This window comes from Mesorhizobium sp. M0618, assembly GCF_040320765.1.
In the GTDB taxonomy this organism is placed as follows: Bacteria; Pseudomonadota; Alphaproteobacteria; order Rhizobiales; family Rhizobiaceae; genus Mesorhizobium.
On record NZ_JAMYQH010000002.1, the window covers coordinates 138,357 to 163,759 of the forward strand.

The window sequence follows — 25,403 nt, forward strand, 5'->3', positions numbered from 1 at the left end:
GCTGAATCACCGAAAACCGCTCACATCAATCGCTGTCCATCGGCGTCGAAATACAGCGGCGCCCGGTAGCGGATCACCACTCTGTCGCCCTGCGCCAGATCCGTGTCGGGATCGGTCAGCGTCACCAGTTTCTTGGTCCCTACCGTCACATGCAAATGGTTCTGATCACCGAGATGCTCCACCCAGTCGACAACGCCGTCGGCGTGACCATTCGCGGCCTTCGCGATCGAAAGATGTTCGGTGCGCGCGCCGATCGTCTTGGTCCCGGCCGGTGCGCCGCCGTCAGGCAGCAGTCCGGTTGGCAGAAGATTGATCGCCGGCTGGCCGAGCCTTGCCGCGACATGCAGGTTTGCCGGCTCGGAATAGATGGTGCGCGGCGAACCGATCTGCACCAGCACGCCATCGGCAAGGATGCCGATACGGTCGGCCATGGTCATCGCCTCGATCTGATCATGCGTGACATAAAGCATGGTGGCGCCGAGTTCGGTCTGGATGCGCTTCAGCTCGAGCCTGAGATCGCCGCGCAGCTTGGCATCGAGCGACGACAGCGGCTCGTCCATCAGGTAGATCGAGGGCTTGCGCACCAGCGCCCGGCCGATGGCAACGCGCTGCATTTCGCCGCCCGAAAGCTTGGTCGAGCGATTGGCGAGCTTGTGATGGATGCGCACCATCCTGGCCACCTCCTCGACCCGGCGGCGGATCTGCTCTTCCGGCATCTTTCGGGCCGGTGAGCGCAGCGGGAAGGCGAGATTGTCGAAGACCGACAGATGCGGATAGAGCGAATATTGTTGGAACACAAAAGCCGTGTCGCGCTCCGCCGGCGACAGTGTCGTGGCATTGTGTCCGCCGATCTCGATCGTGCCGGTATCCGGCCGTTCCAACCCGGCGATGAGCCGCAGCGTCGTTGTCTTGCCGGCCCCGGTCGGCCCGAGCAGCACGACGAATTCACCATCTGCTATGTGCAGGTCGAGGCCGTCGACGGCGACATGGTCGCCGAAACTCTTGGTCACGTTCTTGATGTGCACCTCAGCCATGCTGGGCCCTCCGCTCCGAGGCGACATCGTGGATCGCGGTTCTCACCGCGCGGCCGGACCCCTTCTCGAACAGCGACAGCCGCGCGCTGCTCAGCGTCAGGCCGACATGATCGCCGGTCGAGAGCCGGATTTCAGCCGGCACGCGCGCCTTGATGATGCCGTCCGCCGTCTCCACCGCGACGATCTGCGTGGTGCCGAGATATTCGGTGCCATAGATGGCGCCACGCAGCTTGGAGGCGTCGTCGAAGCGTATGTGCTCCGGGCGGATGCCGAGCGCCATGTCGCTCGGTGCGATGTCCTCGCGCACCTCCGGCACCGCCACCTTTGCACCTTGCACGATGATCTCCCTGGCGCCTTTGGCCAGCCCGCCGCCAAATCCCAGAAAGTTCATCGGCGGCGAGCCGATGAAGTCGGCGACGAACATGGTCGCCGGGCGGTCGTAGATTTCGCGTGAGCTTCCGAATTGTTCGATGACACCATGGTTCATCACCGCGATCTTGTCGGCCATCGACATCGCTTCCATCTGGTCGTGCGTGACATAGACCGTCGTGGCGTGGATGCGGTTGTGCAGCTCGCGCAGCTCGCGGACCATCAGATCGCGGAATTCGGTGTCGAGCGTGCCGAGCGGCTCATCCATCAGGAAGCATTTTGGCCGCCGCACGATGGCGCGGCCGAGCGCGACGCGCTGGCGGTCGCCGCCGGCCAGGCCGGAGACGGATTTGTTGAGCAGATGGTCGATGCGCAGCAGCTTCGCCGTCTCCTCGACACGGGTGCGGATTTCGGCCGAAGGCATGCCTTGCGCCAGGAGCGGGAAGCCGATGTTCTTGCGCACATTCATGTGCGGATAGAGCGCGAAGAGCTGGAAGACGAAGGCGATGTCGCGCTCGCGGGCCCGCAGCATGGTGACGTCGTCGCCGCCGAGCAGGATCTGGCCGCCGGTCGGCAATTCGAGCCCCGCGATCATGCGCAAGGTCGTCGTCTTGCCGCAGCCGGACGGGCCGAGCATGACGAAGAACTCGCCATCCTCGACAACGAAGTTGGAATCCTGCACGGCGACGAAATCGCCGAAGGCCTTTCTCAGGTGCTGGACGCGGATTTCGGCCATGATTATTCCGGGAATTTCGAGACGATGATGAACATCACGGTGCCGGCGAGCATGGTGATGAAGGAGTAGGTGTAGAGCGACAGCACGAAGGGCTGGAATAGCATCAGGAAGCCGATGGCGATCAGCGCCGTCGCGATGTTTTCCATCAGCCCGCGCCGTGCCCAGACCGGCCAGCGCGATTTGCGTTTATCAGGCTTGGTCAGGCTCATTTGCGCACCGCGCCGAAGGTGATGCCGCGCAGCAATTGTTTGCGAAGCAGGATGGTGAAAACCAGGATCGGCACCAGGAAGATCGTCGTGCCGGCCGCTACCGCCGGCCAGTCCTGGCCGCCTTCGCCGATGATGGTTGGGATGAAGGGCGGCGCAGTCTGCGCGGTGCCGGAAGTCAGGAGTGCCGCGAACGCATACTCGTTCCAGGCGAAGATCAGGCAGAAGATGGCGGTCGCTGCAATGCCGGTCGTCGCTTGCGGCAGCACCGTGCGCCAGAAGGCCTGCAGCCGCGTGTAGCCGTCGATCATCGCCGCTTCTTCATATTCGCGCGGGATCTCATCGATGAAGCCTTTCAGCAGCCAGACGGCCAGCGACACGTTGACCGCTGTGTAGAGCAGGATCATGCCGAGCGCGGTGTCCGACAAGCCAAGCTCGCGGTACATCAGATAGATCGGAATGGCGACAGCGATCGGCGGCATGAAGCGCGTCGACAGGATGAAGAACAGGAGGTCGTCGGCGAGCGGCACCTTGAAGCGCGAGAAGCCGTAGGCCGACAGCGTGCCGAGGAACACGGCGCAAAAGGTCGAGCCGAAGGCGATGATCAGCGAATTGACGAAGCGCGGCAGGAAGTTGGACGGACCGGCGATCACCATGTTGCGCTTGCGCGTGGTCTCGTCGCAGAAGCCCGTCGCCGGGCCCAGCGAGTTGATGTATTCCGGCGTCTGCCGGGTCCGCGTCGTGAACAAATTGCAGTAGCCTTCGAGGCTGGGCTGGAACAGGATCTTGGGCGGATAGGCGATCGAATCCGGCGGCGTCTTGAAGCTGGTGGCGAAGATCCACAGCAGCGGCACGATCGAGATCAGCGCATAGGCAATGATGATCGCGCCGGCGATGCGCTTCGAGTTGCTGCTCGGTGCGACGACCGAATGGGCTGTGGTCAGGCTCATCTCTGCTTCACCTTGTTGAGCGCTTTGACGTAGATGTTGGCGAGGCCGAACACCGCGACGAACAGGATGATGGCGAAGGCCGAGGAGTAGCCGGTGCGCCAGCTCTCAAAAGCCTGCCGCTTCAGCGTGATCGAGGCGACCTCGGTGGTCGAGCCCGGCCCACCGCCGGTCAAGAGGTTGACCATGTCGAACATCTTGAAGTTCTCGATGCCGCGAAACAGCACCGCCAGCATGATGAAGGGCAGCGCCATCGGCAGCGTGATCGACCAGAACTGCCGCCAGTTGGAGGCGCGGTCGACCTCGGCCGCCTCGTAGATGTATTCGGGGATCGAGCGTAAGCCGGCGAGGCAGATCAGCATCACGTAGGGCGTCCACATCCACGTGTCGACGATGATGATCGACCACGGCGCCAGCGACACGTTGGAGAGCATCTGGATATCGGTTGGCGGGATCCTCGTGACGAAGGAGATGGCGTAGGCGAACAGGCCGATCTGCGGCTCGTAGAGGAAGCGCCAGAAATTGCCGACCACCGCCGGCGACAGCATCATCGGCACCAGGATCAGCGTCGTCCAGAAGGCATGGCCGCGAAACTTCCTGTCGATCAGCCAGGCCAGCGTGAAGCCGATCAGCGTCTGCAACAGGATGGTCCAGAACACGAAATGCGCCGTCGTCTGCATGGCGATCCAGATATCCTTGTCGCCGAGGATGCGCTGGTAGTTGGCGAAGCCGAGATTCTTCACCACCTCGTTCGGCCGGTTGGCCCGGTAGTTGGTGAACGACAGATAGATCGCCCAGAACAGCGGAAAGATGTTGATGGCCAGCAGCAACAGGATCGTCGGCGAGATGAACAGCCAGGCGAGGCCCTTGTCGCTGATGCCCCGGACCTTGCCGGCCAACGGTTCCGGGGTCGCCCGGGCAACGTTCTCCGCAGTCCGATTGAGCATGGTGAGTCCTGCTTCGGTCACTTGGTCGTCTCTGTCATGGAATTTATCTGAACTGCGTCCCGTGCCAAGGGCGGCACGGGACGCTAGGGCCCTAGCTCGGGAGGAGCCGGGGTTACATCTTGCCGTCGTCCTGGAAGACCTGCGTCCAGTCCTTGACCAGGCCGTCGAGCGCATCCTTGGCCGAGCCCTGGCCGGCCACGACATAGTCATGGAAGCGTTTCTGCGAAGCCTGCAGCAGCGGTGCGTAGCTCGGCTCGGCCCAGAAGTCCTTCACGATGGCCATCGAGTCGAGGAAGGTCTGCGCGTAGGGCTGGCTGGCCGGGAACTTCGGATCCTTGACCACCGCGTTGAGGCAGGAATAGCCGCCGAGGGACCACCATTTGGCCTGCACGTCCTTGTTGGCGAACCACTTGATGTATTTCAGCGCCGCCTCCTGCTTGTCGGAATAGGACACTACCGAGATGCCCTGGCCGCCGAGCTGGGCGAACTGCTCACCGTCGGGACCCTTCGGGTTGACGAAGTAGCCGATCTTGTCGCCGCCGACATTCTCGTCCTTCTGCAGGCCCGGCCATGTGAAGGCGAAGTTCATGTGCATCGCCACCTGGCCGGATTTGAAGGCATCGACGCCTTCGCCCATGTAGCTGTTCGACGCGCCCGGAGGGGTACAGCAATCATAAAGCGCCTTGTAGAATTCCAGGCCCTTCACCGACTTGTCGGAGTTGACGAAGCCTTCCATCTCGTAGGGCTTCTTCGGGTTTTCGTACTGGAAGCCGTAGCTGTAGAGCACGTCCATGGCGCCCATGGTGATGCCTTCCGAGCCGCGCTCGGTATAGATCGAGGCGCCGTAGACGGTCTTGCCGTCAATCTCGCGCTTCTGGAAGAACTCGGCGACCTGCTTCAACTGGTCGAAGGTGGTCGGCGGACCGAGATCCCAGCCGTACTTCTCCTTGAATTCCTTCTGCAGCTCCGGCTTGGAGAACCAGTCCTTGCGATAGGTCCAGCCGACGACGTCGCCCATGGCTGGCAGCGCCCAGTAGTTCGGCGTGTTCTTCGGCCATTCCGAATAGCCGACGACGGTTGCCGGCACGAAGTCGTCCATGCTGATCTTCTCCTTGTCGAAGAAGTCGTTCAGCTTGACATTGTGGCCGTTCTCGGCCGAACCGCCGATCCACTGGCTGTCGCCGATGATCAGGTCGCACAATTTGCCGTGCGAATTCAGCTCGTTGAGGAAACGGTCTGCATAATTGGTCCACGGCACGAACTCGAATTTCATGCCGATGCCGGTTTCCTTGGTAAAATCCTTGGACAGTTCGACAAGCGCGTTGGCCGGGTCCCAAGCGGCCCAGCACAGCGTCAGGTCTTCAGCGTGCGCGACATTCGAGACGGCTGTCGACGCTGTGATCGCCGAGGTCAGTCCCAACGCCAGTTTCAAGCTCGATTTCATGACTTCCTCCCATTTGCGAAACGCGCCCGGATGACGGTTTCAAAAAGCCCTCAACCCCTCTCCTCAGGGGCCCAAACATGGCGGCGCGGTCACGCTGCGGATGTTTAGTAATTTGTTTAGTGATGCAACTTTTACTAAACAAGGCAAGCGAATTCGTTGCTGCGCCGCAGCATGCTTATGGCGATGTCTGAAAACCTTGGGAAAAGCGCGGGTCGCTGGTCGGCCTACCGAAGCTCTTCAGGCCGATTCTGACCAGGACGTGGGGCAGCCTCGGTTTTCAATCCACCCTTCTGGTGCTCACCATCACCTTGCGGATTGGCGGCGCCGGCGGCAGCAGCGCGCGGATATCGGCGAACGGGAACGACGGTTCGAAACGGAACGCTTCGGCCGATGAGCCTTGCGCGCTGTTGCACTGGCCGGCGCGAAAGGCGTTCTGTGTCCGCGCGATGTCGACGAAGCGGTCGGGATCCTGCGACTGATGCATTCGGATCGCCTCAGCTTTGACGTCGGCATACCCGGAAATGTCGACGTAGTGCGTCGGCGAAAAACCGGTGCCGCCCATCGTGTCGGCATGCAGCACCGGGACGGCGAAAGACGCCGCGATGCGCACGCCGTCCGACAGCGCGCGATGGTCGGCGTGATAGTCGTTGGGCGCATGCGTGATCACCAGATCCGGGCCGGTTTGACCAATCAGTGCTTTCAGAGCTCCGATCAGCGCTGCATCGGCCACCAACTCGCCGTCCGGGAAGTCGAGGAAGCGTGGCATCGCGCCTACCAGCGCAGCCGCGGCCGTTGCTTCATCGCGACGGACACGAGCGAGAACAGCGGGATCACTCGTGCCGCCCCTGGCACCATCCGTGGCCATGGCAAAAGTGAGCTCTGCGCCTTGCGCGGCATAGGCGGCCATCGTACCGAACATGAAGATCTCGATGTCGTCCGGATGCGCACCAAGCGCTAGGATTTTCAAATCACTCTCTCCCCGGAACTGGAACAACGTGACGAACGGAATCCTGCTCGCCCTGATCGCCTACGCAAGCTATTCGGGCAGCGATGCCGTTGTCAAAAGCCTGGGCGGTCAGCTCACGATCTTCGAGATCGGCTTTTTCATAACCTTGTTCGCGGGCTTCTTCCTATTCTTCACGCGACCTGCGGGCGAACGCTGGCGCGATTTCTGGCGCACCAAAAGGCCATGGGCGGTGCAGGCGCGCGCCTGGGCGGGTATCGCTTCCGGCGTGCTCAGCGTCTACGCCTTCACCACCATTCCGCTGGCCGAGTCCTATGCGCTGATCTTCCTGGCGCCGCTCTGCGTCACCATCCTCTCCACGGTGATCCTCAAGGAGAAGGTCGGCCCCTGGCGCTGGCTGGCGGTGGTCGCCGGTTTTGCCGGTGTCATGCTGGTGGTGCGGCCTGGCTTTCGCGAGCTCAATCTCGGCCATCTTGCCGCCTTCGGCGTTGCCTTCCTCGCCGCCATCAGCGTCATCCTGATGCGCTCGCTGGCGCAGCAGGAAAAGCGCACCACCATGCTCGGCGTGCTGGTCGGTTGCGGCCTGCTGTTCAACGGCATCGGTGCCGCCGCCACCGCCTTCACTGTTCCCAGCGGAAAGCAGTTGCTGTGGCTGGCAATGGCCGGAGCCTTCACCGCAGGTGGACAATTCCTTCAACTGCTGGCCATGAAATACGCGCCCGCCAACCGCGTTGCGCCGACGCATTATTCGCAGATCGCCTGGGCGGTGGTCCTCGGCGCGTTGTTCTTCCAGGAATATCCGGACGGGCTGTCGCTGGTTGGTCTGGCGGTCGTTGGCGGCGCCGGCCTGTTGACCATGGTGCGGGAGGAAGCGCGGCTGGGCACCGTGCGCTGGAACCCGTTTTCGCGCACCCGGCTTTGAACCGTCTCTGGTTGCGCCGTGGCTACAACCGCTGATATGCGGGCGCCATGATCACAAAACCCCTGCCGGAGCTTCCTGTATCTGCCGTGCTGCCGGCGCTGAGGGAAGCGCTCGGCCATGGCAACAGCGCCGTGCTGGTGGCGCCGCCGGGCGCCGGCAAGACGACGCTGGTGCCGCTGGCGCTGCTTGACGCGCCTTGGCTCGGCGCCGGCAAGATCATCCTGCTTGAACCGCGCCGCCTCGCCGCCCGCGCCGCCGCCCGCCGGATGGCTGAATTGCTTGGTGAGGAACCTGGCGCCACCGTCGGCTATGCCATGCGCATGGAAAACCGCATTTCGGCAAAGACCAGGATCGTAGTCGTCACCGAAGGCGTGCTGGCGCGCATGATCCTCGACGATCCCGAATTGCCCGGCGTTTCGGCTGTCATTTTCGACGAATTCCACGAGCGTTCGCTCGATGGCGATTTTGGGCTCGCACTGGCGCTCGACGTGCAGGGTGCGCTGCGGCCGGACCTGCGCTTGGCTGTGATGTCGGCAACGCTCGACGGCGCGCGGGTCGCGAAACTGCTGTCGGGTGCGCCGGTGATCGAGAGCGAGGGGCGCGCCTTTCCTGTCGACATCCGCTACGACGAGCGCCCTACCGGCATTGCCATCGAGGACGCGATGGCCAAGGCGATCCGCACAGCCCTTGCCGACGAGATCGGCAGCGTGCTTGCCTTCCTGCCCGGCCAACGCGAGATCGAGCGAACCGCCGAGCGGCTGGCCGGCAAGGTCGGCACTGAAACCGACATCGTGCCGCTCTACGGCATGCTCGACGGCAAGGCGCAGGACGCCGCGATCAAGCCGGCGCCTTCAGGCCGCCGCAAGGTGGTGCTGGCCACCTCGATCGCCGAAACCTCGATCACCATCGACGGTGTGCGCGTCGTCATCGATTCCGGCCTGTCGCGCCTGCCGCGCTATGAGCCGGCCAGCGGCCTCACCCGGCTGGAAACCGTGCGTGTCAGCAAGGCTTCCGCCGACCAGCGCGCCGGCCGTGCCGGGCGCACGCAGGCTGGCGTCGCCATCCGGCTGTGGCGGGCCGAGCAGACGGCTGCACTTCCCACTTTCACGCCGCCGGAAATCCTCGAGGCCGATCTGTCCGGACTGCTGCTCGATTGCGCTGCCTTTGGCGTTGCCGATCCGGCAGGGCTCGCCTTTCTCGATCCGCCGCCTGTTCCGGCCCTTAGTGAGGCAAGGGCACTGCTGCGCGCGCTGGATGCCATCGACGAGACGGGCCGCCTGACGGAGGCGGGTGCAGCGATGCGCAAGCTCGCTCTGCCGGTGCGGTTGGCGCACATGGTTGCCGAGGCAGCCGGCAGCGGCCATGCCTTCGAGGCGGCGATGCTTGCGGTGCTGCTCACCGAACGCGGTCTTGGTGGCGACGGCGCCGATCTGGAGCGACGGCTGATGCGCTTTCGTGGGGAAAGATCTCCGCGCGCTACCGCCGCCAAGCAGCTCGCCGAACGGCTGGCGCGGCAGGCCGGCACCTCTTCACCCTCCCCCTTGTGGGGAGGGTCGATCCGCGAAGCGGAGCGGGGTGGGGGTAGGCCGAGCGCTGCACCCCCACCCCGTCTCCCTCGCCTTGCTGCGCAAGGCGCGCTCGCCGACCCTCCCCACAAGGGGGAGGGTAAGTCAGCCGGTTCCCTGCTCGTCCACGCCTGGCCGGATCGGGTGGCGAAGGCGCGTGGCGAGCGTGGCCGTTTCGTGCTGGCCAACGGCTCTGGCGCCGTGCTCGACGCCGCCGATCCGCTGGCGGGCGAGCCGTTTTTGGTCGTCGCCGACTTGCAGGGCAAGGCACAGAATGCGCGCATCACGGCGGCGGCGGCGATCGGCGAGGACGATGTCCGCGCTGCGCTGGCGGACAGGTTCGAGGTCCGCCGTGAAACGAGCTTCGACCGCGACAAGCGCGCCGTGCGCGTCCGCGAAACAGTGCGCCTTGGCGCCATCACGCTTGCCGAGCGCATGCTGCCGCCGCCAATCGGTGCTGACGCTGATCGCGCCGTCCTCGATGCGGTGCGCCAGCACGGGCTGTCGCTGCTGAATTGGAGCAAGGAGGCGCAAACGCTGCGCCAGCGGCTTGGCTGGCTGCATCGCGGCCTTGGCGCGCCCTGGCCCGACATGGCGGATGCCGCCCTCATCGAGCGCCTCGACGACTGGCTGCTGCCTTACCTCGCCGGCGCGGCATCGTTTGCCGCCATCGATGCGGGCGTTGTCTCGGCCGGACTGACCAGCCTCGTGCCGCATGATCTGCAGCGCAGGATCGATACGCTGGCGCCGACCCATTTCGATGCCCCGTCGGGCAGCCATGTGCCGATCCGCTATGACGGCGAATGGCCGGTGCTGGCGGTTCGCGTGCAGGAGCTGTTCGGCCTCGACCGCCATCCTTCGATCGCCAATGGCGCCGTGCCGCTGACGCTCGAACTCCTGTCGCCGGCGCACCGGCCAATCCAGACGACGCGCGACCTGCCCGGCTTCTGGCGCGGCTCCTGGGCCGATGTGCGCGCCGACATGCGCGGCCGCTATCCCAAGCATGTCTGGCCGGAAAACCCGCTGCTCGCCGCCGCCACCGCCCGCGCCAAACCGCGCGGGACCTAGCGTTCCTGGTCCTACGGCTGTAATTCATGGCCATGATCAACGTTTTGCGTTCGCCCGATTTCCAGCAGAGCCAGAGACTGCGCCTCAACACGCTGATCCGGTTGCGCTGGCTTGCCATTGTCGGTCAGAGCCTGACGGTGCTCGTCGTCGCCTATGGGCTGAAGTTTCCACTGCCGGTCAGCCTCTGCTTTGCCCTAATCGCCTGTTCGGCCTGGATGAACCTGTTTCTCGCCTTTCGCTTTCCGGCGGCGCACCGGCTCACGCCGCTTGCGGCCTTCGGCATCCTCATCTTCGACAGCCTGCAGCTTGCCGGCCTGCTCTACATGACCGGCGGCCTCACCAACCCGTTCTCGCTGCTGATGACCGTGCCTGTCGTCATTTCGGCGACATCGCTGCCCCTGCGCCTGACCGCCATCCTCGGTGGGCTGGTCATGTCGGCGGCGACCTTTCTGGTCTTTGTCCATCTGCCGCTGCCCTGGCATGAGGACGCGCCGCTGGCGATGCCTTTTCTCTATGTCGCCGGCATGTGGATGGCGGTGCTGTCCTCGATCGCCTTCACCGCCATATACGCCTTCCGGGTGGCCGCCGAAGCCCGGCTTCTTGCCAATGCGCTCGCCGCAACCGAGCTCGTGCTGCAGCGCGAGCAGCACCTTTCGGCACTCGACGGGCTGGCCGCCGCGGCCGCGCACGAGCTCGGCACGCCGCTCGCCACCATCGCGCTTGTCGCCAAGGAGATGGAAAAGGCGCTCGGCAAGGATCCGAAATACGGGGAAGACGTGACGCTGTTGCGTTCGCAGAGCGAGCGTTGCCGCGAGATTCTCAAGCGGCTGACCAGCCTGTCCTCCGAGGGCGAGGCGCATCTTTCGCGGTTGCCATTGACTTCGCTGGTCGAGGAGGTCACCGCGCCGCACCGGGACTTCGGCATCTCGATCAAGCTTCGGCCCGGCGAACGCATCGGCCCCGAGCCGGTCGGGCGACGCAATCCGGGCGTCATCTACGGCCTCGGCAACTTGGTCGAGAACGCCGTCGATTTTGCCCGCAAAAGCGTCACCGTGCGCTGGAGCTGGGACGAGGCCACCGTCACCTTCTCGATCATCGATGACGGCCCCGGCTTTCCGGCCGAGATCATCGACCGCATCGGCGAGCCCTATATGTCGACGCGCCAGGGCAATGAAACCGGCGGCGGTCTGGGCCTCGGCCTGTTCATCGCCAAGACCCTGCTCGAACGCTCTGGTGCCGTGCTCGATTTCCGCAATTCGAGCGGCCTGGGCGAGGGCGCCATGGTCCAGATATCGTGGCCGCGTGGTGTGTTCCTCAATCCGGAAATCACTTCGGCCAGCATGTTCGACACCGCCTGAGAGCCTTGAAGGACCTCTAAAAATTGGACAAGGAGGCTCAGGAACTATATTTGCGTAAAATTAAGGCAGCAGGAATTTTGAGACTATGACAGGCGACGAGAATATTGGCGCAATGGTTGAAGGCGAGGACACCTCGCTGCTTGTCGTCGATGACGACAAGCCGTTCCTCACGCGTCTGGCCCGCGCCATGGAAGCCAGGGGCTTCGTGGTCGAGACGGCCGAGAGCGTCGAGGAGGCGGTTGCCAAGGCGCGCGCCAATCCACCCGCCTACGCCGTGGTCGACATGCGGCTCGGCGACGGCAACGGCCTCGACGTGGTCGCGGCCATCCGCGAAAAGCGTGAGGATTCCCGCACCATCATCCTGACCGGCTATGGCAACATCGCCACCGCGGTGACTGCGGTGAAGCTCGGTGCGGTCGATTATCTCTCCAAGCCCGCCGACGCCGATGATATCTTCGCGGCACTCACCCGCACCGCCGGCGAGCGCGCGGCGCCGCCTGAAAACCCGATGTCGGCCGACCGCGTCCGTTGGGAACATATCCAGCGCGTCTATGAGATGTGCGAGCGCAACGTCTCCGAGACAGCGCGCCGGCTCAACATGCATCGCCGCACCTTGCAGCGCATACTGGCCAAGCGCGCGCCGCGTTAAGGCCGCCGTTTGCCATCTTGCGGGATCGAAGCCCGCCAAAACAGACGGCATGACGGAGGCGACATGCAGGACTTGAAGCATCGGCGGGTTTCCGTCTTCCGCGAATTCCTCGATAGTGAAGCGGCTGGCGGCATCATCCTGATGGTGGCGGCGGCACTGGCGCTGATCGTCGCCAATTCGCCGCTCGCCGAAACCTATTTCTCCGCGCTCCACGCCTATCTCGGCCCGCTCAGCGTCTCGCATTGGGTCAATGACGGGCTGATGGCGGTGTTCTTCCTGCTCGTCGGACTGGAGATCAAGCGCGAGATGCTGGACGGCCAGCTCTCCACCTGGCCCCGGCGCGTGCTGCCCGGCATTGCAGCCGCCGGCGGCATGGTGGTTCCCGCACTCGTCTATGTGGCCGTCAACCGCGACAATGCGGCCGCCCTGTCCGGCTGGGCGATCCCGACCGCCACCGACATCGCTTTCGCGCTCGGCGTGCTGTCGCTGCTCGGCAGCCGCGTGCCGGCTTCGCTGAAGGTGTTCCTCACAGCACTGGCGATCATCGACGACCTCGGTGCCGTCATCATCATCGCCATCTTCTACACCAGCGGCCTGTCGCTGGCTTATCTGGGTGCTGCCTTCGCCGTCATTGCCGCGCTTGTTGTGCTCAACCGCATGCGGGTGATGACGCTGGTTCCCTATCTCGTGCTCGGCGTGATCTTGTGGATGCTGGTGCTGAAATCCGGCGTCCATGCCACGCTCGCCGGCGTGGCGCTGGCGCTGACCATCCCGCTTGAGCGCTCCGCCGGGATCGGCCACGATCTCGACCATTCGCCGCTGCACCGGCTCGAGCACGGCCTGCACAAGATTGTGGCCTTCGTCGTCATCCCGATCTTCGGCTTTGCCAATGCCGGCGTTTCGCTGGCCGGCCTCAGCGTCAGTGCGCTGATCGAGCCGTTGACGCTGGGTGTCGCCGCCGGCCTGGTGGTTGGCAAGCTGGTCGGCGTGTTCGGCTCCTCGGCACTTGCGATCCGGCTCGGTCTTGCCGACCTGCCCGCCAATGCCGGCTGGACGCACATGATCGGCATATCGCTGCTGTGCGGCATCGGCTTCACCATGAGCCTGTTCATCGGCCTGCTCGCCTTCGCCGGCGACGTGGCGCTGCAGGACGCGGTCAAGGTCGGCATCCTCGCCGGCTCCTTCATCGCCGCCATTCTGGGTGCTGCCGTGCTGCTCATGGCGCCCGCCAAGGGTGGCGTGGAGGACGATGAAGAGCAGAGCCGGTCATAGACTGAAGGACGGGCCGTTACTCGCTCTCACCCTCCAGCGCCGGCACCGACACGCCGGCAAGCTCTGCCGCCAGCAGCCGCGAAGCGCCGGCCCGCGCGACCCGCAGCATCAGCGCCTTGCGCGTTGCCGCTGCCATGCGGTGCTCGGGCGCATCGCGCAGGATCTCGGCGCCATAGCCGTCGGAAAGGATGAAGCCGCATTCCTGCGGAAAGATTTCCGAGGGCACGCCGGGATGGGTGGCGAAGAAGAAGCGGTCGGAATGCAGCCGGTAGTCGGGCCATTTGCGGTCGACCCTTAAATCCTCGATCGAGGATTTAATCTCGATGATCCAGATATCGCCCTGCCGGGTCAGCGCGACGAGGTCGGCGCGGCGGCCCGTGGCCAGCGACAGTTCGGGCAACACATGTGCGCCCATATCCATGAGCAGCCGCTGTACGCCGCGCCGCACCAGCATGGCGCGTTCGGACTGGCGGCCGTCGATGAGAGGATTGATGGGGATGGGGGAGATGATCGGCACGCCAGGCACCATGCCAGATTCTGTTCACGGTTTGAACCTGTTTTATGTGGGCGCTTTCAGGTAATCGTCGGGCTTCCACTCTTTCATCGCGGGCTACTTCCGCGCGATCCATTCCGCTAAACCGGGCTCAATGTCGTCGCTATCCGTATACTCCCGGATCAAAAGCTCGGCCTCGGCCCGCCATTTGTCCTCTGGAATGTTCTTCTGGATGACGATTTTTATGAACGCGCTGCGCAAAATATCGCAGTCAAAAGCCGATACCGAGCTATCGAACTGAGACATGGCCAACCTCCCATCCATAAGGGCGGGAGCTTAGCGTTACTCTCAACCACCGGTGCGCCGTTAACCCGTAGCCGGTGACCTTGGGATTTTAATACGCTGTGAGGTGGCTTCAATAAGGATTCACTGTACGTTTTTAACCAAGCGGCTGGGCCTCAATTGCCGGCCAATTCGCGCGCTCTAGCTCCCGGCAGGCGGCAACCCCTCAAAGAAGCCGCAGTGGCCGGCGCGGATCATCATTCATCCGGCAACCTGCGCCGGCCATTTTGGCGTTAGGCCTGTCAAATATATAACCGCCTTTATGTAGGCGATCATGTAGTTGTCGGACCTCAATGAACGCCCGTTTTGGACAGCAGGTTTAAAACCAGCACTCCAGCCAAGATCAGGCCCATGCCGACAAAACCTGCCACGTCGGGCCGTTGCCCGTAGACAATCCAAGCGACCAGCGCGACCAGAACAATGCCGCCGCCCGCCCATACTGCATAGGCAACGCCGACCGGTATGCGGTCCAGCACCTGGGACAGAAAGAAAAACGCCGTGGCGTAACCGAGCAGCACCAACATCGACGGGCCAAGCCTGGTGAAGCCTTCCGAGGCCTTCATCGCGCTGGTCGCGATGACCTCACCGACAATAGCCAGGGCAAGAATGGCATAAGCAGGCATTCGATGAACCTCCAGTGGCGGGAGGCATCTAATGATCAGAACGCTACGATGGCGTCACGTTCACTTTCCCGTGATCGTGCCTCGCCGCGAGCGGCGCAGGGTCTCGTCGATTGCAAGGGCGCGCGCCTGTCCGATGAGGCCCACCCAGCTACACTCCGGGCTGCGTCGCTCCTGTTAATTAGCTAGAGATAATATAAGTGAAAGGTGATATTTTCGAAGCAGCCGGGGCTCCCCCAATACACCCCGCTCCGGTCAGGCCCGGTGGCGGTCCACCCAAAGGAAGGCTACCGGGCCGATCCCTGCAACCAACCGGTGACCCGCTCGTTGACCCATGCCGGGTTGATCCCCCGGCACTCCAGGACCTGCCCGCTGCCGAGGGGCGGCGGGCCTTTTTTACCGATTGGGTTCAAGCCTGCAGCGATAGCGAAGGCGCCGGCGGACTCCGGGACCTTCGCGTTGCAGGTCTCGTCAGAAGTGGATCCAGAAGGATCTGCGGAAACACCTGCGGCGCCAGGAACCGTGGCGCCAATAGCGACGGCAAACCCGCCTCCACCCGCGTCGACGACGGCGGCGGTGCCACCTGCGGTGCCGCACGAACTCGACGCCGTCCTGGACATCGGGACCATCCGGGTCGAGAATGTCGTCGGACGGTTTGTCGAGCTCATCGAGAATGCCCGGCCCCGTATTGGGGATGCCGGCCAAGGCGGTGGCAGGACGCGCGATTGCGACGACGGTCGCAGCCCCTGCCAGCCCAAGCATTCCAGTCAGAAACAATCGCCGATCCATGCCAATCTCCATCGTTGATCATTGCAACAAGGGAAGACATAGCGCGTCAGATTGACGCGCCCAGATGCCGAAGAAAATTGGATCAATCGCTCTGCCGTGCCGGCGGTGGGCCTATTTAGCGATCTCTGACAATCCACGCGGCCAAATGCGCCTGTTCCCGGGGATCATTCCTCCGACAAGCCGGTCGCCGTTGCGTCCGTTTCGATGCTCACCGGCACGCCCTGGCGCAGGGAGTTGCTGACCGTGGAAATCGCCGCGGCCCTTGTGATGATCTCCGCCGGGTCGGAGCCGTCCAGCGTCGTGCAGGAAACCGTCATGGTTGACGAAGTCGCGAGCAAAGGCTTGCCTTCGAGGTTCAGCGTCACGGTCACGGCGATCTTGTTGAGCGTTATGCCCATTTCCTCGGCAACGTAGCGAAGGTCGTTGCAGAAGCAGCCGCCGATCGCCAGGGCGAGCAGCTGGCCGCCATTGAAGCCCAGGCCCATGCCGCCGGCCTTGCCTTCGGGCCGGTCGACGATGATCGTGTGGCCGCCTGCCCAGCCCATGGCCGCCTGCGTGTCCCCAACATTGCGCAGTTCGACGGTCATCGAAACCATTGTGGACGTCCTCCCGGCAGGAGTCGACCGGGCGCGGGCCTCGTCGACGTAGGGTCATTATGCAGGCGCAGAGGTGCCCCTGTCGCTGAGCAACGCCGCTCCCGCCATGTCATCAAGGATCGGACAATCCGGCCTTTCGTCGCCGTGGCAGGCATGGATCAGTTTCTGCAGCGTCGAGCGCATCGACTGCAACTCGCGCACTTTCTCCTCGATCGCCGTGACATGGGCGGCGGCGATTTCGCGCACGTTGTGGCTGGCGCGGCTGCGATCCTGGTAAAGCGCCATCAACTGGCGGCAATCGTCGATGGAAAAGCCGAGATTGCGCGCGCGGCGCAGGAAGGCCAGCCGATGGATGTCGTCTCCGGAATAACCGCGGTAGCCGTTGGCGGCCCGCGCCGGGGCGATCAGGCCGATCTCTTCATAGTAGCGGATAGTCTTGGCCGGCAGGCCGGAGCGGTGGGCGGCGTCACCGACATTCATGACGGTTCTCCTCGATTTCCAGGAGCCCATGGAGCAGGCCCCTTGAATTTGCTTCACAATCCTGTGAGTCCTGTTGCCAAAATGCCATAGTGATACGCTTACCGGTACGTCAAGGCAGGCATATAGGCATCGCGCGCTTGGCAAGCAAAGCAAATGCCAGCATGAATGACGATGAGAGAGCGGCCGACTCGTGCCGCCGAATTTGGGCGGGGCACCGGATCACCTGATGCGCATGAAGTCGTTTGCAATCATCGCCGCACTGGCGCTCTCCACTGCTATCGCCGGTTGCAGCACCATCGGCTCGCAGATCTTCTCCAACGACTACGGCGCGGTCACCGACGCCGGTTATCAGCTACCGCGCATCCCGATCGAGAAAGTGCCGATGAAGTACCATCGGCAGGAAGTGAACTACGACAGCCCGGAAAAGCCGGGCACGATCATCGTCGATACGCAGAACAAGTTCCTCTACTTCATTGAGGGCGACGGCAGGGCCATTCGCTACGGCATCGGCGTCGGCCGCGAGGGCTTCGAGTGGCATGGCACCGCCCACATTGCGCTCAAGCGCGAATGGCCGACCTGGACGCCGCCGAGGCAGATGATCCAGCGCCAGCCGGAATTGGAAAAGTTTGCCGGCGGCATGGAGCCGGGCCTGAAGAACCCGCTCGGCGCGCGCGCCATGTACCTGTTCAACAAGGGCGGTGATTCAGGCTATCGCCTGCATGGCAGCCCGGAGTGGAATTCGATCGGCAAGGCTATGTCGTCTGGCTGCATCCGCCTAATGAATCAGGACATTATCGACCTCTATGACCGCGCCTCGGTCGGCGCCAAGGTCATCGTTCTCTAGAGGCAGTTTTCGTACGCGGACCGTCTAGGCAACAACGGACGTCCCAAGCAGAAAACCGGGCAATTCGGCCCGGTTTTTTGTTGTTTGCCTCTAATGCGTCGAGAAGGAGGTCTCTACGAGACCTGCTCGACCTGCTGCACTTCCGGCACGAAATGGCGCAGAAGGTTCTGGATGCCGTGCTTCAGCGTCGCCGTCGAGGACGGGCAGCCGGCGCAGGCGCCCTTCATGTGCAGGAACACCGTGCCGTTCTCGAAGCCGCGGAAGGTGATGTCGCCTCCATCCTGGGCGACCGCCGGGCGCACCCGTGTATCGAGCAGTTCCTTGATGGTGATGACCAGCTCCTCGTCGGCCTTGTCGTAGAACTCACCGGTCTGGCTGGTCTCTGCGGCCGGGCCAGCCTTGGCCATGACAGGCGCGCCGGACATGAAATGCTCCATGATGGCGCCGAGGATCGCCGGCTTCAGATGCTGCCAGTCGGGGCCATCCTTGGTCACGGTGATGAAGTCATAGCCGAAGAAAACGCCGGTGACGCCAGGAATTTCGAACAGCCGGCCGGCCAGCGGCGAGGCGACGGCGGCGCTGTCGGCATCGCGGAAATCGGCGGTGCCTTCCAGAAGCACTTCCTTGCCGGGCAGGAATTTCAGCGTCGCCGGGTTTGGCGTCGATTCGGTCTGGATGAACATGGCCGTCTCCGTGCCCGTTTGGGCATCTAGTTTGGAACAATTCTAAATAGGCTCAATTGGATGGACATTCAAGCGAAACGCATCGCCGGAACGGCTGGCTGGCGGAATGTTTTTTCGCGCCCAAAATCGGAGCGGCATCACCTGAAGAGCAAAATCTCAGGCCAGGCTGTCTATTTCCTCGTCCGACAGGTTCTGCGGCACGACAGTCACCGGGATCGGGAAGGCGGCACCCTTGCCGGCCACGGCGCCGACAAGCGGCCCAGGGCCTTCCTTGCCCGCACCGGCGGCCAGCACCAGGATGGCGATGTCCTGGTCTTCCTCGATCAATTTGTGGATCTCTTCCGTCGGCTTGCCTTCGCGCACCACCATCTCGGGCTCGATGCCGAGCTTCTGGCGCACCTTGTTGGCATAGCTGTCGAGTGCGGCGCGCGCCGTGGCGTTGGCTTCCTCGCGCATGATCTTCTCGACACCCAGCCAATGCTGGAAATCGTCCGGCACGATGACATAGAGCAGCACCAGCGTGCCGCTGGTGCTCTGCGCCCGTTTCGAGGCATAGGCGACGGCGCGCTCGCATTCCGGCGTGTCGTCGATGATCGTCAGGAATTTCCTGCGATGGCCGGCTTCGCGGCTGAGGCGTTTGGAGACCATGTCTATCTACTCGGTGTCGTGCGGCCGCAATCTGCCACTGCGGGGGACCGGCGGCAAGCCGCCGGCCTTGTGCCAGTGCACCCGATGTCGCGATCAGCCCTGCAGCAGGCCGATAATGTCGCGCACCGTCTTCATCGTCGCTTCGGCCAGCACGCCGGCGCGCTCGCCGCCATCCTTGAGCACCGCGTCGACATAGGCGCGGTCATCCGAAATGCGGCGCATCTCGCTGGCGATCGGCGCCAGTTTTTCCACTGCAAGATCGGCCAAGGCCGGCTTGAACACGGAAAACTGCTGGCCGGCGAATTCCTTGAGTACATCCGCCTTCGACATCTCGGCGAGACCCGCATAGATGCCGACCAGGTTCTCCGCCTCGGGCCGGCCGGCCAGGCCGTCCAGCTCGCTCGGCAACGCTTCCGGGTCGGTTTTGGCCTTGCGAATCTTCTTCGAGATGTCATCGGCATCGTCGGTCAGGTTGATGCGCGACAAATCCGACGGGTCCGATTTGGACATTTTCTTGGAGCCGTCGCGCAGCGACATGATGCGCGCCGCCGGCCCACCGATGACCGGCTCGGTCAGCGGGAAATAGCCGTTCACGGTCTCTTCGCCGACCTGCATCTCGACGCCGATGCCAAGGGCCGCGATGCGGTCGGAGAAGTCGTTGTTGAATTTCTGCGCGATGTCGCGTGTGAGTTCCAGATGCTGCTTTTGGTCCTCGCCCACCGGCACGTGGGTGGCACGGTAGAGCAGGATGTCGGCAGCCATCAGCGAAGGATAGGCTAGCAGGCCGAGCGACGCGTTCTCGCGGTCCTTGCCGGCCTTGTCCTTGAACTGCGTCATGCGGTTCATCCAGCCGATGCGCGCCACGCAATTGAAGATCCAGGCGAGCTCCGCATGCTGCATGACCCGCGACTGATTGAAGACGATGTGCTTCTTCGGGTCGATGCCCGAGGCCAGGAACGCAGCGGTGATCGACCGCGTCTGGTCGGCTAGGTCTTCATGAACGAGTTGAGCTGTCAGCGAATGCAGGTCGACGACGCAATAGATGCAATCGGAGGTGTCCTGCAGGGCGACGAATTTCTTGATGGCGCCGAGATAGTTGCCGAGGTGCAGATTGCCGGTCGGCTGGACACCGGAAAAGACGAGTGGCTTGAAGGCGGTCATGATTGTCCTCATGGCTTGTGGAGGGCCGTATAAGCGTGATTCCGAAAAGTTGCAGACTTTTCGGAGCCAATCACGCGGCTGGAAACCGCGCGCGGCGAAAGTCTTGCGACGGCGCGCTTATGGACGAGAGCGGTGAGAGGATCAAGAGGCCATTGGGCCTTGGAGCAGACTATAAGGAACAGGGACAAGAAACCGGGAGTGTCTCGGTTTGAAATTTGAAATATGCGAAAGCACCTATATGCTTCGCGGAAAGCAGGGGCCGGAGACTTGGCGCGAGTTTGGAAGATTGTACGCCACGGGGCGCCCGATCAATGGGAGGATTCCATCCCAGAGAAGTCGCTGGCCGAAGGGCAATTAGTCGTGCTTCTATCGCGGCTAGCCGCGAGCCATCTGCCACCCGTCGCCACGACCCCATTGCCACGAAACGCTCCGCGGTTCACTACGTCGCTCACTGTCAAAAACGACCGCTTTGGCAACAAGCACTTCATCATGTACGCGAGCGGCAGCCGGGTGCATTACATAGCGACCTTGGAGGAGACGCCTTGAATGCCCACCGGATCTGAAGGTCAGAAGCGCCCCGCCGGCGTGGTCGGTATGCAAGAGGCACTGCAGCGCAGGCGCAGCCGCGAGACGCCGCTGGAGACCGCGGCACGGCTTCGGGCCGAACTCGGAATTGAACTGAGGGGGCAGGCGCGCAACACCTTGCCACCCTCCGTCTACGACGAATTGTCTGGAGAAGACTAATGTTTGTCGAAGCAGCCGCTATCGTCGCAATGAGGGGTGGGACATTGCAATAAATTCCGGCTCACGGATCTGGAGACTGTTCCCTAGTCGGCGGCGATCCTTTCCGTCCGACATTGCGCCGGATCATCCCGAAATCGGCGCCGCCGGTGGCAAACGCGGTGATGAAATAAAGCAGCGCCCCGCCGGCAACCAGCGACAGCAGCGTCGCCGCCTTGACCACCAGCGGCGAGCCCGGCCCAAGCCTGATGGCGAACCAGTGTTCGGCAAAATAGAGCGCAGCGCCCATCACCACGGCGGACAGCACCAGACGTGGAATGCGCTTCATCAGCGGTACGTCGCGGCCCCAATGGCCGCGCCGGATCAAGACGCCGAGCAGCATCACCGCGTTGACCCAGCCGGCGACGGCCGAGGCCACCGCAATGCCGGGCGCCCCCATCCGTGGAAACAGCGTCAGCGCCGTGGTGACGTTCACCGCCACCGAGATGGCGGCAAAGATCATCGGCGTGCGCGTATCCTCACGGGCGAAATAGCCTGGGGTGAACGCCTTGATCAGCACGAAGGCCGGCAGGCCGAGGCCGAAGATGGCCAGGATCGCCGCCACCGTCGGCGTCGATCCGTTGGCGGCGAACGCGCCGCGCTCATAGACCAGCCGCACGATCGGTTCCGACATCACCCAGAGTGCCGCGGCTGCCGGCAAGGTCAGGAACAGCGTGAACTCGACCGAGCGGTTCTGCAGATTGGCCGCCTCGATCAGATTGCCCGACTTCAGCGCCCGCGACAGTTCGGGCAACAGCACGATCGCCACCGCAACACCGACCACGCCGAGCGGCAACTGGTAGATGCGGTCGGCGTAGGCGAGCGAGGACACCGCGCTGTTCTGCGCCGAGGCGATCGCCGTACCGATCAGCTGGTTGATCTGGGTGATGCCGCCGGTGATGGCCGCCGGCAGCGCCAGGATCAGCAGCCGCTTGACCGCGGGCGTCATTTTGGGACGGCGAAAGCCGATCGAGATGCCGGCATGGCGCACCGCCACCCAGACGATCGCCAACTGCACCAGTCCGGCGGCAAGCACGCCCCAGGACAGCCCGTAGCCGACTGCGAGGGCATCCGAGCCCTTGTACCAGGCATAGGCGAGCACGCCGATCAGGATGATGTTGAGGAACACCGGTGCCACTGCGGCGGCGAAATAGCGGCGCAGCGAATTCAGCATGCCCGCCATCATCGCGCCCAGCGACATGCAGATCAGATAGGGAAACATGATCGTCGCCAGCGTCACCGTGGTGTCGAACTTCCCCGGCGTGCCGGCAAAACCCGGCGCCACCAGATAGCGCACGATCAGCGGCATCGACAGTTCCATGATGATCGTCAGCGCCAGCAGCGCCGTGAACAGCACGCCGAATACTTCCTCGGAAAAGCGCTTGGCGCCTTCGGTACCGTGGGTCTCGATCTCTTTGGCGAACAGCGGCACGAAGGCGGCGTTGAAGGCCCCCTCGGCAAACAGCCGGCGAAAGGTGTTGGGAAACTGGAAAGCGGCGTTGAAGGCATCGGCAACCGGTCCGGTACCGAGTGCAGCAGCCATCAGCATCTCGCGGCCGAAACCGAGCGCGCGGCTCATCAGCGTGCCGGAAGCGACCGTTGCGAATTTCTTGACGAGGCTCATGCTTTTGGGAACTGCCTGCGCAATTGGGACAAAGTGATGGTCGTTGTCACTCGGCCGCCGCCCTGGGCTTGCCGCCGCGTTCGGGCACGATGCCTTCGAGCGTTGCCATCAGCCGATTGCGGATGGTGGCGATGCGGGCCGGGCTATCTATCTTCTGGCCAGTGAGATCGGTGACATAGAAAGTGTCGATGACCTTTTCGCCGAAGGTGGTGATATGGGCCGATGCGATGTCGAGCGACAGGTCGGAAAGCGTTCCGGTGATCTCCGACAGCAGTCCCGGCCGGTCGAGGCCCTCGACCTCGATGACCGAAAAACGGTTCGACAGCGTGTTGCGGATTTCGGCACGCGGTGGGATCTTGAACACCTTGGAGCCGCGCCGCGGCTTGGTGCGCTTCTCGATCATTTCCGGCAGCCAGCTCTTGCCCGACAGCACGTCCTCGATCAGCCGGCCGACACGTTCGGCGCGCCGGCGCTCGTCCTCGTCGCGATCGAATTCTCTGCTGATCAGGATCGTGTCGAGCGCGCGGCCATCCGACGTCGTGAAGATCTGCGCGTCGACAATGTTGCCGCCGGCTCCGGCGCAAGCCCCGGCGATGACAGAGAGCAGGCGGGGGTGGTCCTGCGCCAGCACGGTGATTTCGGTCACCGCCTCGAACTGGTGGGTCTTGACCATGGTGGCAAGCTTGTTGCCTGACACGTCCGCTTCGCGGATGAACTCGGCATGGCGCAACTGGTCTGCGAGATCGACGGTCAAAAGGTAATTCTCGTAGTGTTGGCCGACATAGCGCTTGCGGGCCTTGTCCGGCCAGTCGGCAAGCGCCTCGGCCAGGCGCTCGCGCGCCGCCGCCGTGCGCTGCGCGCGCGACACTTCCGAAAACCCGCCGGTCAGCAGCAATTCGGTCTCGTAGTAGAGCGTGCGCAGCAGCTGGCCCTTCCAGCCGTTCCAGACACCGGGTCCGACGCCCCTGATGTCGCAGACGGTGAGGATCAAAAGCAGCTTCAGCCGCTCGACCGACTGCACGATCGCGGCAAAATCCTCGATGGTCTTGCGGTCGTTGAGGTCGCGGGTCTGCGCCGTCATCGACATCACGAGGTGGTTCTCGACCAGCCAGGCCACGGTTTCGGTATCGGCAGGCGACAGCCCCATATGCGGGCAGATCCGACGGGCGATCCTGGCCCCCGCCTCGGAATGGTCCTCCGGCCTGCCCTTGGCGATGTCGTGCAGCAGTACGGCGACATAGAGCGCTTCGCGGCTCTTCTTCAGGCCCGGCATCAGCGTGTGCGAGAGGGGGTGGACCTTTTCGCCGTCGCCGCGCTCGATCTCGGCCAGCACGCCGATGCAGCGGATCAGATGCTCGTCCACCGTGTAGTGGTGGTACATCGAGAACTGCATCATGGCGACGATCTTGCCGAAATCCGGGATCAGCCTGCCGAGCAGTCCGGCTTCGTTCATGCGACGCAGATTGAGTTCGGCATTGCGATCCGAGGTCAATATGTCGAGGAACAGCCGGTTGGCCTCCTCGTCGCGCCGCAGCGACTTGTTGACCAGGCCGAGCGAACGGGTCAGCAGCTTGAGCGCGTCAGGGTGGAATTCCAGACCGTGCTTGTCGGCGAACCAGAACAGCCTCAGCAGATTGACCGGATCGCGCTCGAACACCTGGTCGTCGGCGATGTTGATGCGGTGGTTGTCGACAATGAAATCGGAGGTGCCGGCCAGCTTGCGTTTGCGCCTGGAGAAAGTCAGGAAGATGCGGTTGAAGCCAGGAACGTGCTTGGCCTGCTCCTCCTCGAGCGCCGCGCAGAAGATGCGGGTCAGGTCGCCGACGTCCTTGGCAACGAGGAAGTAGTGCTTCATGAAGCGCTCGACCGCCGACAGGCCGGGGTGTGTGGTGTAGCCGAGCCGTTCGGCGATCTCGCGCTGGATGTCGAAATGCAACCGCTCTTCGGCCTTGCCGGTGAGGAAATGCATGTGGCAGCGTACCGCCCACAGGAAATCCTCCGCCTTCTGGAACTCGCGGTATTCGCCCTCGGTGAAGACGCCCTTGTCGACCAGTTCCTCGCCGGTACGCACCCGATAGAAATATTTGCCGATCCAGAACAGCGTCTGCAGGTCGCGCAGGCCGCCCTTGCCGTCCTTGACGTTGGGCTCGACCAGATAGCGGCTTTCGCCGGCCTTGGCATGGCGGTCATCGCGTTCGGCAAGCTTGGCTTGGACATATTCGGGGCCGGTCGTGCGCACCACCTCATGATCGAACCGCAGCATCAGTTCATCATAGAGCTTTTCCTCGCCCCACAGGAAACGTGCTTCGAGGATCGAGGTGCGGATGGTGACATCGGTCCGCGACAGGCGCAGGCATTCGTCGATGTTACGGGTGGCGTGGCCGACCTTCAGCCCCAGGTCCCACAGCATGTAGAGCATGTATTCGACTGTCTGTTCGCCCCACGGCGTCTGCTTGTAGGGTAGCAGGAACAGAAGGTCGATGTCGGATCCCGGCGCCAGCGTGCCGCGGCCGTAGCCGCCGACAGCGACGACGGCCATGCGCTCCGCCGAGGACGGGTTCTTGACCCGGTAGACATGGGTGACGGCGAAATCGTAGAGCGCCCGGATGATCTCGTCCATGAGATGCGACAGCCGCGCCGCGCAGGCGCTGCCGCCGCCATCGTCCATCAGCATTCGTTCGGCAATGGCGCGCCCTTCCGCCAGTCGTCCCTTGAGCAGTTGGAGCACGCCATTGCGCGCGGCCTGCCCTGAGCCATCGTCCGCCGTGGCCGCGGTCAGCGCGGTCATCTCGCGGCGCAAGGCTTCGCCGTCGATCAATTCGTCGAGCTTCAGGGAGATTCTTGCCATATATCCAGTCGGCC

General features: G+C 63.4%; 24 protein-coding genes. 7 read left to right on the top strand and 17 right to left on the bottom strand.

The features are described 5' to 3' along the window. Nucleotides 1–20: 20 nt before the first annotated feature. The 7 genes from NKJ04_RS02795 to NKJ04_RS02825 form a co-directional block, all read right to left on the bottom strand. Nucleotides 21–1,034 (bottom strand): ABC transporter ATP-binding protein, encoded by a 1,014-nt coding sequence (locus tag NKJ04_RS02795; RefSeq protein ID WP_023811616.1) that lies wholly within the window; start codon nucleotides 1,032–1,034, stop codon nucleotides 21–23. Next, nucleotides 1,027–2,139, bottom strand: a complete 1,113-nt coding sequence (locus NKJ04_RS02800) for an ABC transporter ATP-binding protein (RefSeq protein WP_352673387.1) — start codon at nucleotides 2,137–2,139, stop codon at nucleotides 1,027–1,029. Before NKJ04_RS02800 ends, NKJ04_RS02795 begins: the two co-directional genes overlap by 8 nt. A gap of 2 nt (nucleotides 2,140–2,141) precedes the next feature. Then, nucleotides 2,142–2,348 carry a hypothetical protein gene (locus tag NKJ04_RS02805; RefSeq protein WP_352439744.1) on the bottom strand — a complete coding sequence of 69 codons (207 nt, stop codon included), beginning with the start codon at nucleotides 2,346–2,348 and terminating at the stop codon, nucleotides 2,142–2,144. Beyond that, entirely contained in the window at nucleotides 2,345–3,295 is a 951-nt protein-coding gene (locus tag NKJ04_RS02810; protein ID WP_352551118.1) for a carbohydrate ABC transporter permease, read from the bottom strand. The genes NKJ04_RS02805 and NKJ04_RS02810 overlap by 4 nt, the downstream gene beginning before the upstream one ends. Further along, complete coding sequence (locus tag NKJ04_RS02815) at nucleotides 3,292–4,239, bottom strand: carbohydrate ABC transporter permease (protein ID WP_023811620.1); 948 nt, start codon at nucleotides 4,237–4,239, stop codon at nucleotides 3,292–3,294. Before NKJ04_RS02815 ends, NKJ04_RS02810 begins: the two co-directional genes overlap by 4 nt. 112 nt (nucleotides 4,240–4,351) lie before the next feature. Then, a complete protein-coding gene (locus NKJ04_RS02820) occupies nucleotides 4,352–5,683 on the bottom strand; it encodes an ABC transporter substrate-binding protein (protein WP_352673392.1) in 1,332 nt (443 codons plus the stop codon). 277 nt (nucleotides 5,684–5,960) lie between these two features. Beyond that, nucleotides 5,961–6,650 (bottom strand): PIG-L deacetylase family protein, encoded by a 690-nt coding sequence (locus NKJ04_RS02825; RefSeq protein WP_023811622.1) that lies wholly within the window; start codon nucleotides 6,648–6,650, stop codon nucleotides 5,961–5,963. Between the two features lie 28 nt (nucleotides 6,651–6,678). Here NKJ04_RS02825 and NKJ04_RS02830 point away from each other — a divergent pair, with 28 nt between their 5' ends. The 5 genes from NKJ04_RS02830 to nhaA all read left to right on the top strand — a co-directional run bounded on the left by NKJ04_RS02830 (nucleotide 6,679) and on the right by nhaA (nucleotide 13,481). Further along, nucleotides 6,679–7,569 carry a DMT family transporter gene (locus NKJ04_RS02830; protein ID WP_023811623.1) on the top strand — a complete coding sequence of 297 codons (891 nt, stop codon included), beginning with the start codon at nucleotides 6,679–6,681 and terminating at the stop codon, nucleotides 7,567–7,569. Nucleotides 7,570–7,616: 47 nt separating this feature from the next. Beyond that, nucleotides 7,617–10,202 (top strand): ATP-dependent helicase HrpB, encoded by a 2,586-nt coding sequence (gene hrpB / locus NKJ04_RS02835; RefSeq protein ID WP_352673396.1) that lies wholly within the window; start codon nucleotides 7,617–7,619, stop codon nucleotides 10,200–10,202. A 26-nt stretch (nucleotides 10,203–10,228) separates the two neighbouring features. After that, a complete protein-coding gene (locus NKJ04_RS02840; RefSeq protein WP_128302879.1) occupies nucleotides 10,229–11,560 on the top strand; it encodes an ActS/PrrB/RegB family redox-sensitive histidine kinase in 1,332 nt (443 codons plus the stop codon). An 85-nt stretch (nucleotides 11,561–11,645) separates the two neighbouring features. Next, nucleotides 11,646–12,209 carry an ActR/PrrA/RegA family redox response regulator transcription factor gene (locus NKJ04_RS02845; RefSeq protein WP_013528072.1) on the top strand — a complete coding sequence of 188 codons (564 nt, stop codon included), beginning with the start codon at nucleotides 11,646–11,648 and terminating at the stop codon, nucleotides 12,207–12,209. A 63-nt stretch (nucleotides 12,210–12,272) separates the two neighbouring features. Further along, nucleotides 12,273–13,481, top strand: a complete 1,209-nt coding sequence (gene nhaA / locus NKJ04_RS02850) for a Na+/H+ antiporter NhaA (protein ID WP_352673399.1) — start codon at nucleotides 12,273–12,275, stop codon at nucleotides 13,479–13,481. A 16-nt stretch (nucleotides 13,482–13,497) separates the two neighbouring features. Here nhaA and NKJ04_RS02855 read toward each other — a convergent pair whose 3' ends face one another. From NKJ04_RS02855 to cueR, 5 genes are all read right to left on the bottom strand, one after another. Continuing rightward, nucleotides 13,498–13,998, bottom strand: a complete 501-nt coding sequence (locus NKJ04_RS02855; RefSeq protein WP_352673402.1) for an MmcB family DNA repair protein — start codon at nucleotides 13,996–13,998, stop codon at nucleotides 13,498–13,500. Between the two features lie 93 nt (nucleotides 13,999–14,091). Continuing rightward, nucleotides 14,092–14,280, bottom strand: a complete 189-nt coding sequence (locus NKJ04_RS02860; protein WP_127289952.1) for a hypothetical protein — start codon at nucleotides 14,278–14,280, stop codon at nucleotides 14,092–14,094. A 326-nt stretch (nucleotides 14,281–14,606) separates the two neighbouring features. Beyond that, nucleotides 14,607–14,939, bottom strand: a complete 333-nt coding sequence (locus tag NKJ04_RS02865; protein WP_352673406.1) for an SMR family transporter — start codon at nucleotides 14,937–14,939, stop codon at nucleotides 14,607–14,609. A 950-nt stretch (nucleotides 14,940–15,889) separates the two neighbouring features. Beyond that, nucleotides 15,890–16,321 carry an OsmC family protein gene (locus NKJ04_RS02870; RefSeq protein WP_352673409.1) on the bottom strand — a complete coding sequence of 144 codons (432 nt, stop codon included), beginning with the start codon at nucleotides 16,319–16,321 and terminating at the stop codon, nucleotides 15,890–15,892. 57 nt (nucleotides 16,322–16,378) lie between these two features. Continuing rightward, the gene (gene cueR, locus NKJ04_RS02875) at nucleotides 16,379–16,801 is read right to left on the bottom strand and encodes a Cu(I)-responsive transcriptional regulator (protein ID WP_352673411.1); all 423 of its coding nucleotides are present in this window, start codon (nucleotides 16,799–16,801) and stop codon (nucleotides 16,379–16,381) included. Nucleotides 16,802–17,027: 226 nt separating this feature from the next. Between cueR and NKJ04_RS02880 the strand changes: the two genes are divergently transcribed. Next, a complete protein-coding gene (locus tag NKJ04_RS02880) occupies nucleotides 17,028–17,645 on the top strand; it encodes a L,D-transpeptidase (protein WP_013528066.1) in 618 nt (205 codons plus the stop codon). A gap of 113 nt (nucleotides 17,646–17,758) precedes the next feature. Here NKJ04_RS02880 and NKJ04_RS02885 read toward each other — a convergent pair whose 3' ends face one another. The 3 genes from NKJ04_RS02885 to trpS all read right to left on the bottom strand — a co-directional run bounded on the left by NKJ04_RS02885 (nucleotide 17,759) and on the right by trpS (nucleotide 20,137). Beyond that, nucleotides 17,759–18,328: a NifU family protein gene (locus NKJ04_RS02885; RefSeq protein WP_023811631.1), complete on the bottom strand. Its 570-nt coding sequence runs from the start codon at nucleotides 18,326–18,328 to the stop codon at nucleotides 17,759–17,761. 156 nt (nucleotides 18,329–18,484) lie between these two features. Continuing rightward, nucleotides 18,485–18,976, bottom strand: a complete 492-nt coding sequence (locus NKJ04_RS02890) for a universal stress protein (RefSeq protein WP_013528063.1) — start codon at nucleotides 18,974–18,976, stop codon at nucleotides 18,485–18,487. A 93-nt stretch (nucleotides 18,977–19,069) separates the two neighbouring features. Continuing rightward, the gene (gene trpS / locus NKJ04_RS02895; RefSeq protein ID WP_023811632.1) at nucleotides 19,070–20,137 is read right to left on the bottom strand and encodes a tryptophan--tRNA ligase; all 1,068 of its coding nucleotides are present in this window, start codon (nucleotides 20,135–20,137) and stop codon (nucleotides 19,070–19,072) included. A gap of 546 nt (nucleotides 20,138–20,683) precedes the next feature. Here trpS and NKJ04_RS02900 point away from each other — a divergent pair. Beyond that, on the top strand, nucleotides 20,684–20,881 hold the full coding sequence (locus NKJ04_RS02900; RefSeq protein ID WP_050592693.1) for a hypothetical protein: 198 nt from the start codon (nucleotides 20,684–20,686) through the stop codon (nucleotides 20,879–20,881). A gap of 61 nt (nucleotides 20,882–20,942) precedes the next feature. On the opposite strand, the gene murJ is transcribed toward NKJ04_RS02900, so the two are convergent. Further along, the gene (gene murJ, locus NKJ04_RS02905) at nucleotides 20,943–22,541 is read right to left on the bottom strand and encodes a murein biosynthesis integral membrane protein MurJ (RefSeq protein WP_352673416.1); all 1,599 of its coding nucleotides are present in this window, start codon (nucleotides 22,539–22,541) and stop codon (nucleotides 20,943–20,945) included. 46 nt (nucleotides 22,542–22,587) lie between these two features. After that, on the bottom strand, nucleotides 22,588–25,389 hold the full coding sequence (locus NKJ04_RS02910; protein ID WP_127289968.1) for a [protein-PII] uridylyltransferase: 2,802 nt from the start codon (nucleotides 25,387–25,389) through the stop codon (nucleotides 22,588–22,590). Between the last annotated feature and the right edge of the window lie 14 nt (nucleotides 25,390–25,403).

Excerpts from the sequence above, each read along its gene's own strand:
- NKJ04_RS02820 (WP_352673392.1), bottom strand. The coding sequence starts at position 5,683 with ATGAAATCGAGCTTGAAACTGGCGTTGGGACTGACCTCGGCGATCACA.
- NKJ04_RS02900 (WP_050592693.1), top strand. The coding sequence starts at position 20,684 with ATGCCCACCGGATCTGAAGGTCAGAAGCGCCCCGCCGGCGTGGTCGGT.
- NKJ04_RS02860 (WP_127289952.1), bottom strand. The coding sequence starts at position 14,280 with ATGTCTCAGTTCGATAGCTCGGTATCGGCTTTTGACTGCGATATTTTG.
- nhaA (WP_352673399.1), top strand. The coding sequence starts at position 12,273 with ATGCAGGACTTGAAGCATCGGCGGGTTTCCGTCTTCCGCGAATTCCTC.
- NKJ04_RS02885 (WP_023811631.1), bottom strand. The coding sequence starts at position 18,328 with ATGTTCATCCAGACCGAATCGACGCCAAACCCGGCGACGCTGAAATTC.
- NKJ04_RS02800 (WP_352673387.1), bottom strand. The coding sequence starts at position 2,139 with ATGGCCGAAATCCGCGTCCAGCACCTGAGAAAGGCCTTCGGCGATTTC.
- NKJ04_RS02845 (WP_013528072.1), top strand. The coding sequence starts at position 11,646 with ATGACAGGCGACGAGAATATTGGCGCAATGGTTGAAGGCGAGGACACC.
- NKJ04_RS02815 (WP_023811620.1), bottom strand. The coding sequence starts at position 4,239 with ATGCTCAATCGGACTGCGGAGAACGTTGCCCGGGCGACCCCGGAACCG.
- NKJ04_RS02890 (WP_013528063.1), bottom strand. The coding sequence starts at position 18,976 with ATGGTCTCCAAACGCCTCAGCCGCGAAGCCGGCCATCGCAGGAAATTC.
- trpS (WP_023811632.1), bottom strand. The coding sequence starts at position 20,137 with ATGACCGCCTTCAAGCCACTCGTCTTTTCCGGTGTCCAGCCGACCGGC.
- NKJ04_RS02805 (WP_352439744.1), bottom strand. The coding sequence starts at position 2,348 with ATGAGCCTGACCAAGCCTGATAAACGCAAATCGCGCTGGCCGGTCTGG.
- hrpB (WP_352673396.1), top strand. The coding sequence starts at position 7,617 with ATGATCACAAAACCCCTGCCGGAGCTTCCTGTATCTGCCGTGCTGCCG.
- NKJ04_RS02910 (WP_127289968.1), bottom strand. The coding sequence starts at position 25,389 with ATGGCAAGAATCTCCCTGAAGCTCGACGAATTGATCGACGGCGAAGCC.
- NKJ04_RS02870 (WP_352673409.1), bottom strand. The coding sequence starts at position 16,321 with ATGGTTTCGATGACCGTCGAACTGCGCAATGTTGGGGACACGCAGGCG.
- NKJ04_RS02795 (WP_023811616.1), bottom strand. The coding sequence starts at position 1,034 with ATGGCTGAGGTGCACATCAAGAACGTGACCAAGAGTTTCGGCGACCAT.
- NKJ04_RS02840 (WP_128302879.1), top strand. The coding sequence starts at position 10,229 with ATGGCCATGATCAACGTTTTGCGTTCGCCCGATTTCCAGCAGAGCCAG.
- NKJ04_RS02865 (WP_352673406.1), bottom strand. The coding sequence starts at position 14,939 with ATGCCTGCTTATGCCATTCTTGCCCTGGCTATTGTCGGTGAGGTCATC.
- cueR (WP_352673411.1), bottom strand. The coding sequence starts at position 16,801 with ATGAATGTCGGTGACGCCGCCCACCGCTCCGGCCTGCCGGCCAAGACT.
- murJ (WP_352673416.1), bottom strand. The coding sequence starts at position 22,541 with ATGAGCCTCGTCAAGAAATTCGCAACGGTCGCTTCCGGCACGCTGATG.
- NKJ04_RS02810 (WP_352551118.1), bottom strand. The coding sequence starts at position 3,295 with ATGAGCCTGACCACAGCCCATTCGGTCGTCGCACCGAGCAGCAACTCG.
- NKJ04_RS02880 (WP_013528066.1), top strand. The coding sequence starts at position 17,028 with ATGCGCATGAAGTCGTTTGCAATCATCGCCGCACTGGCGCTCTCCACT.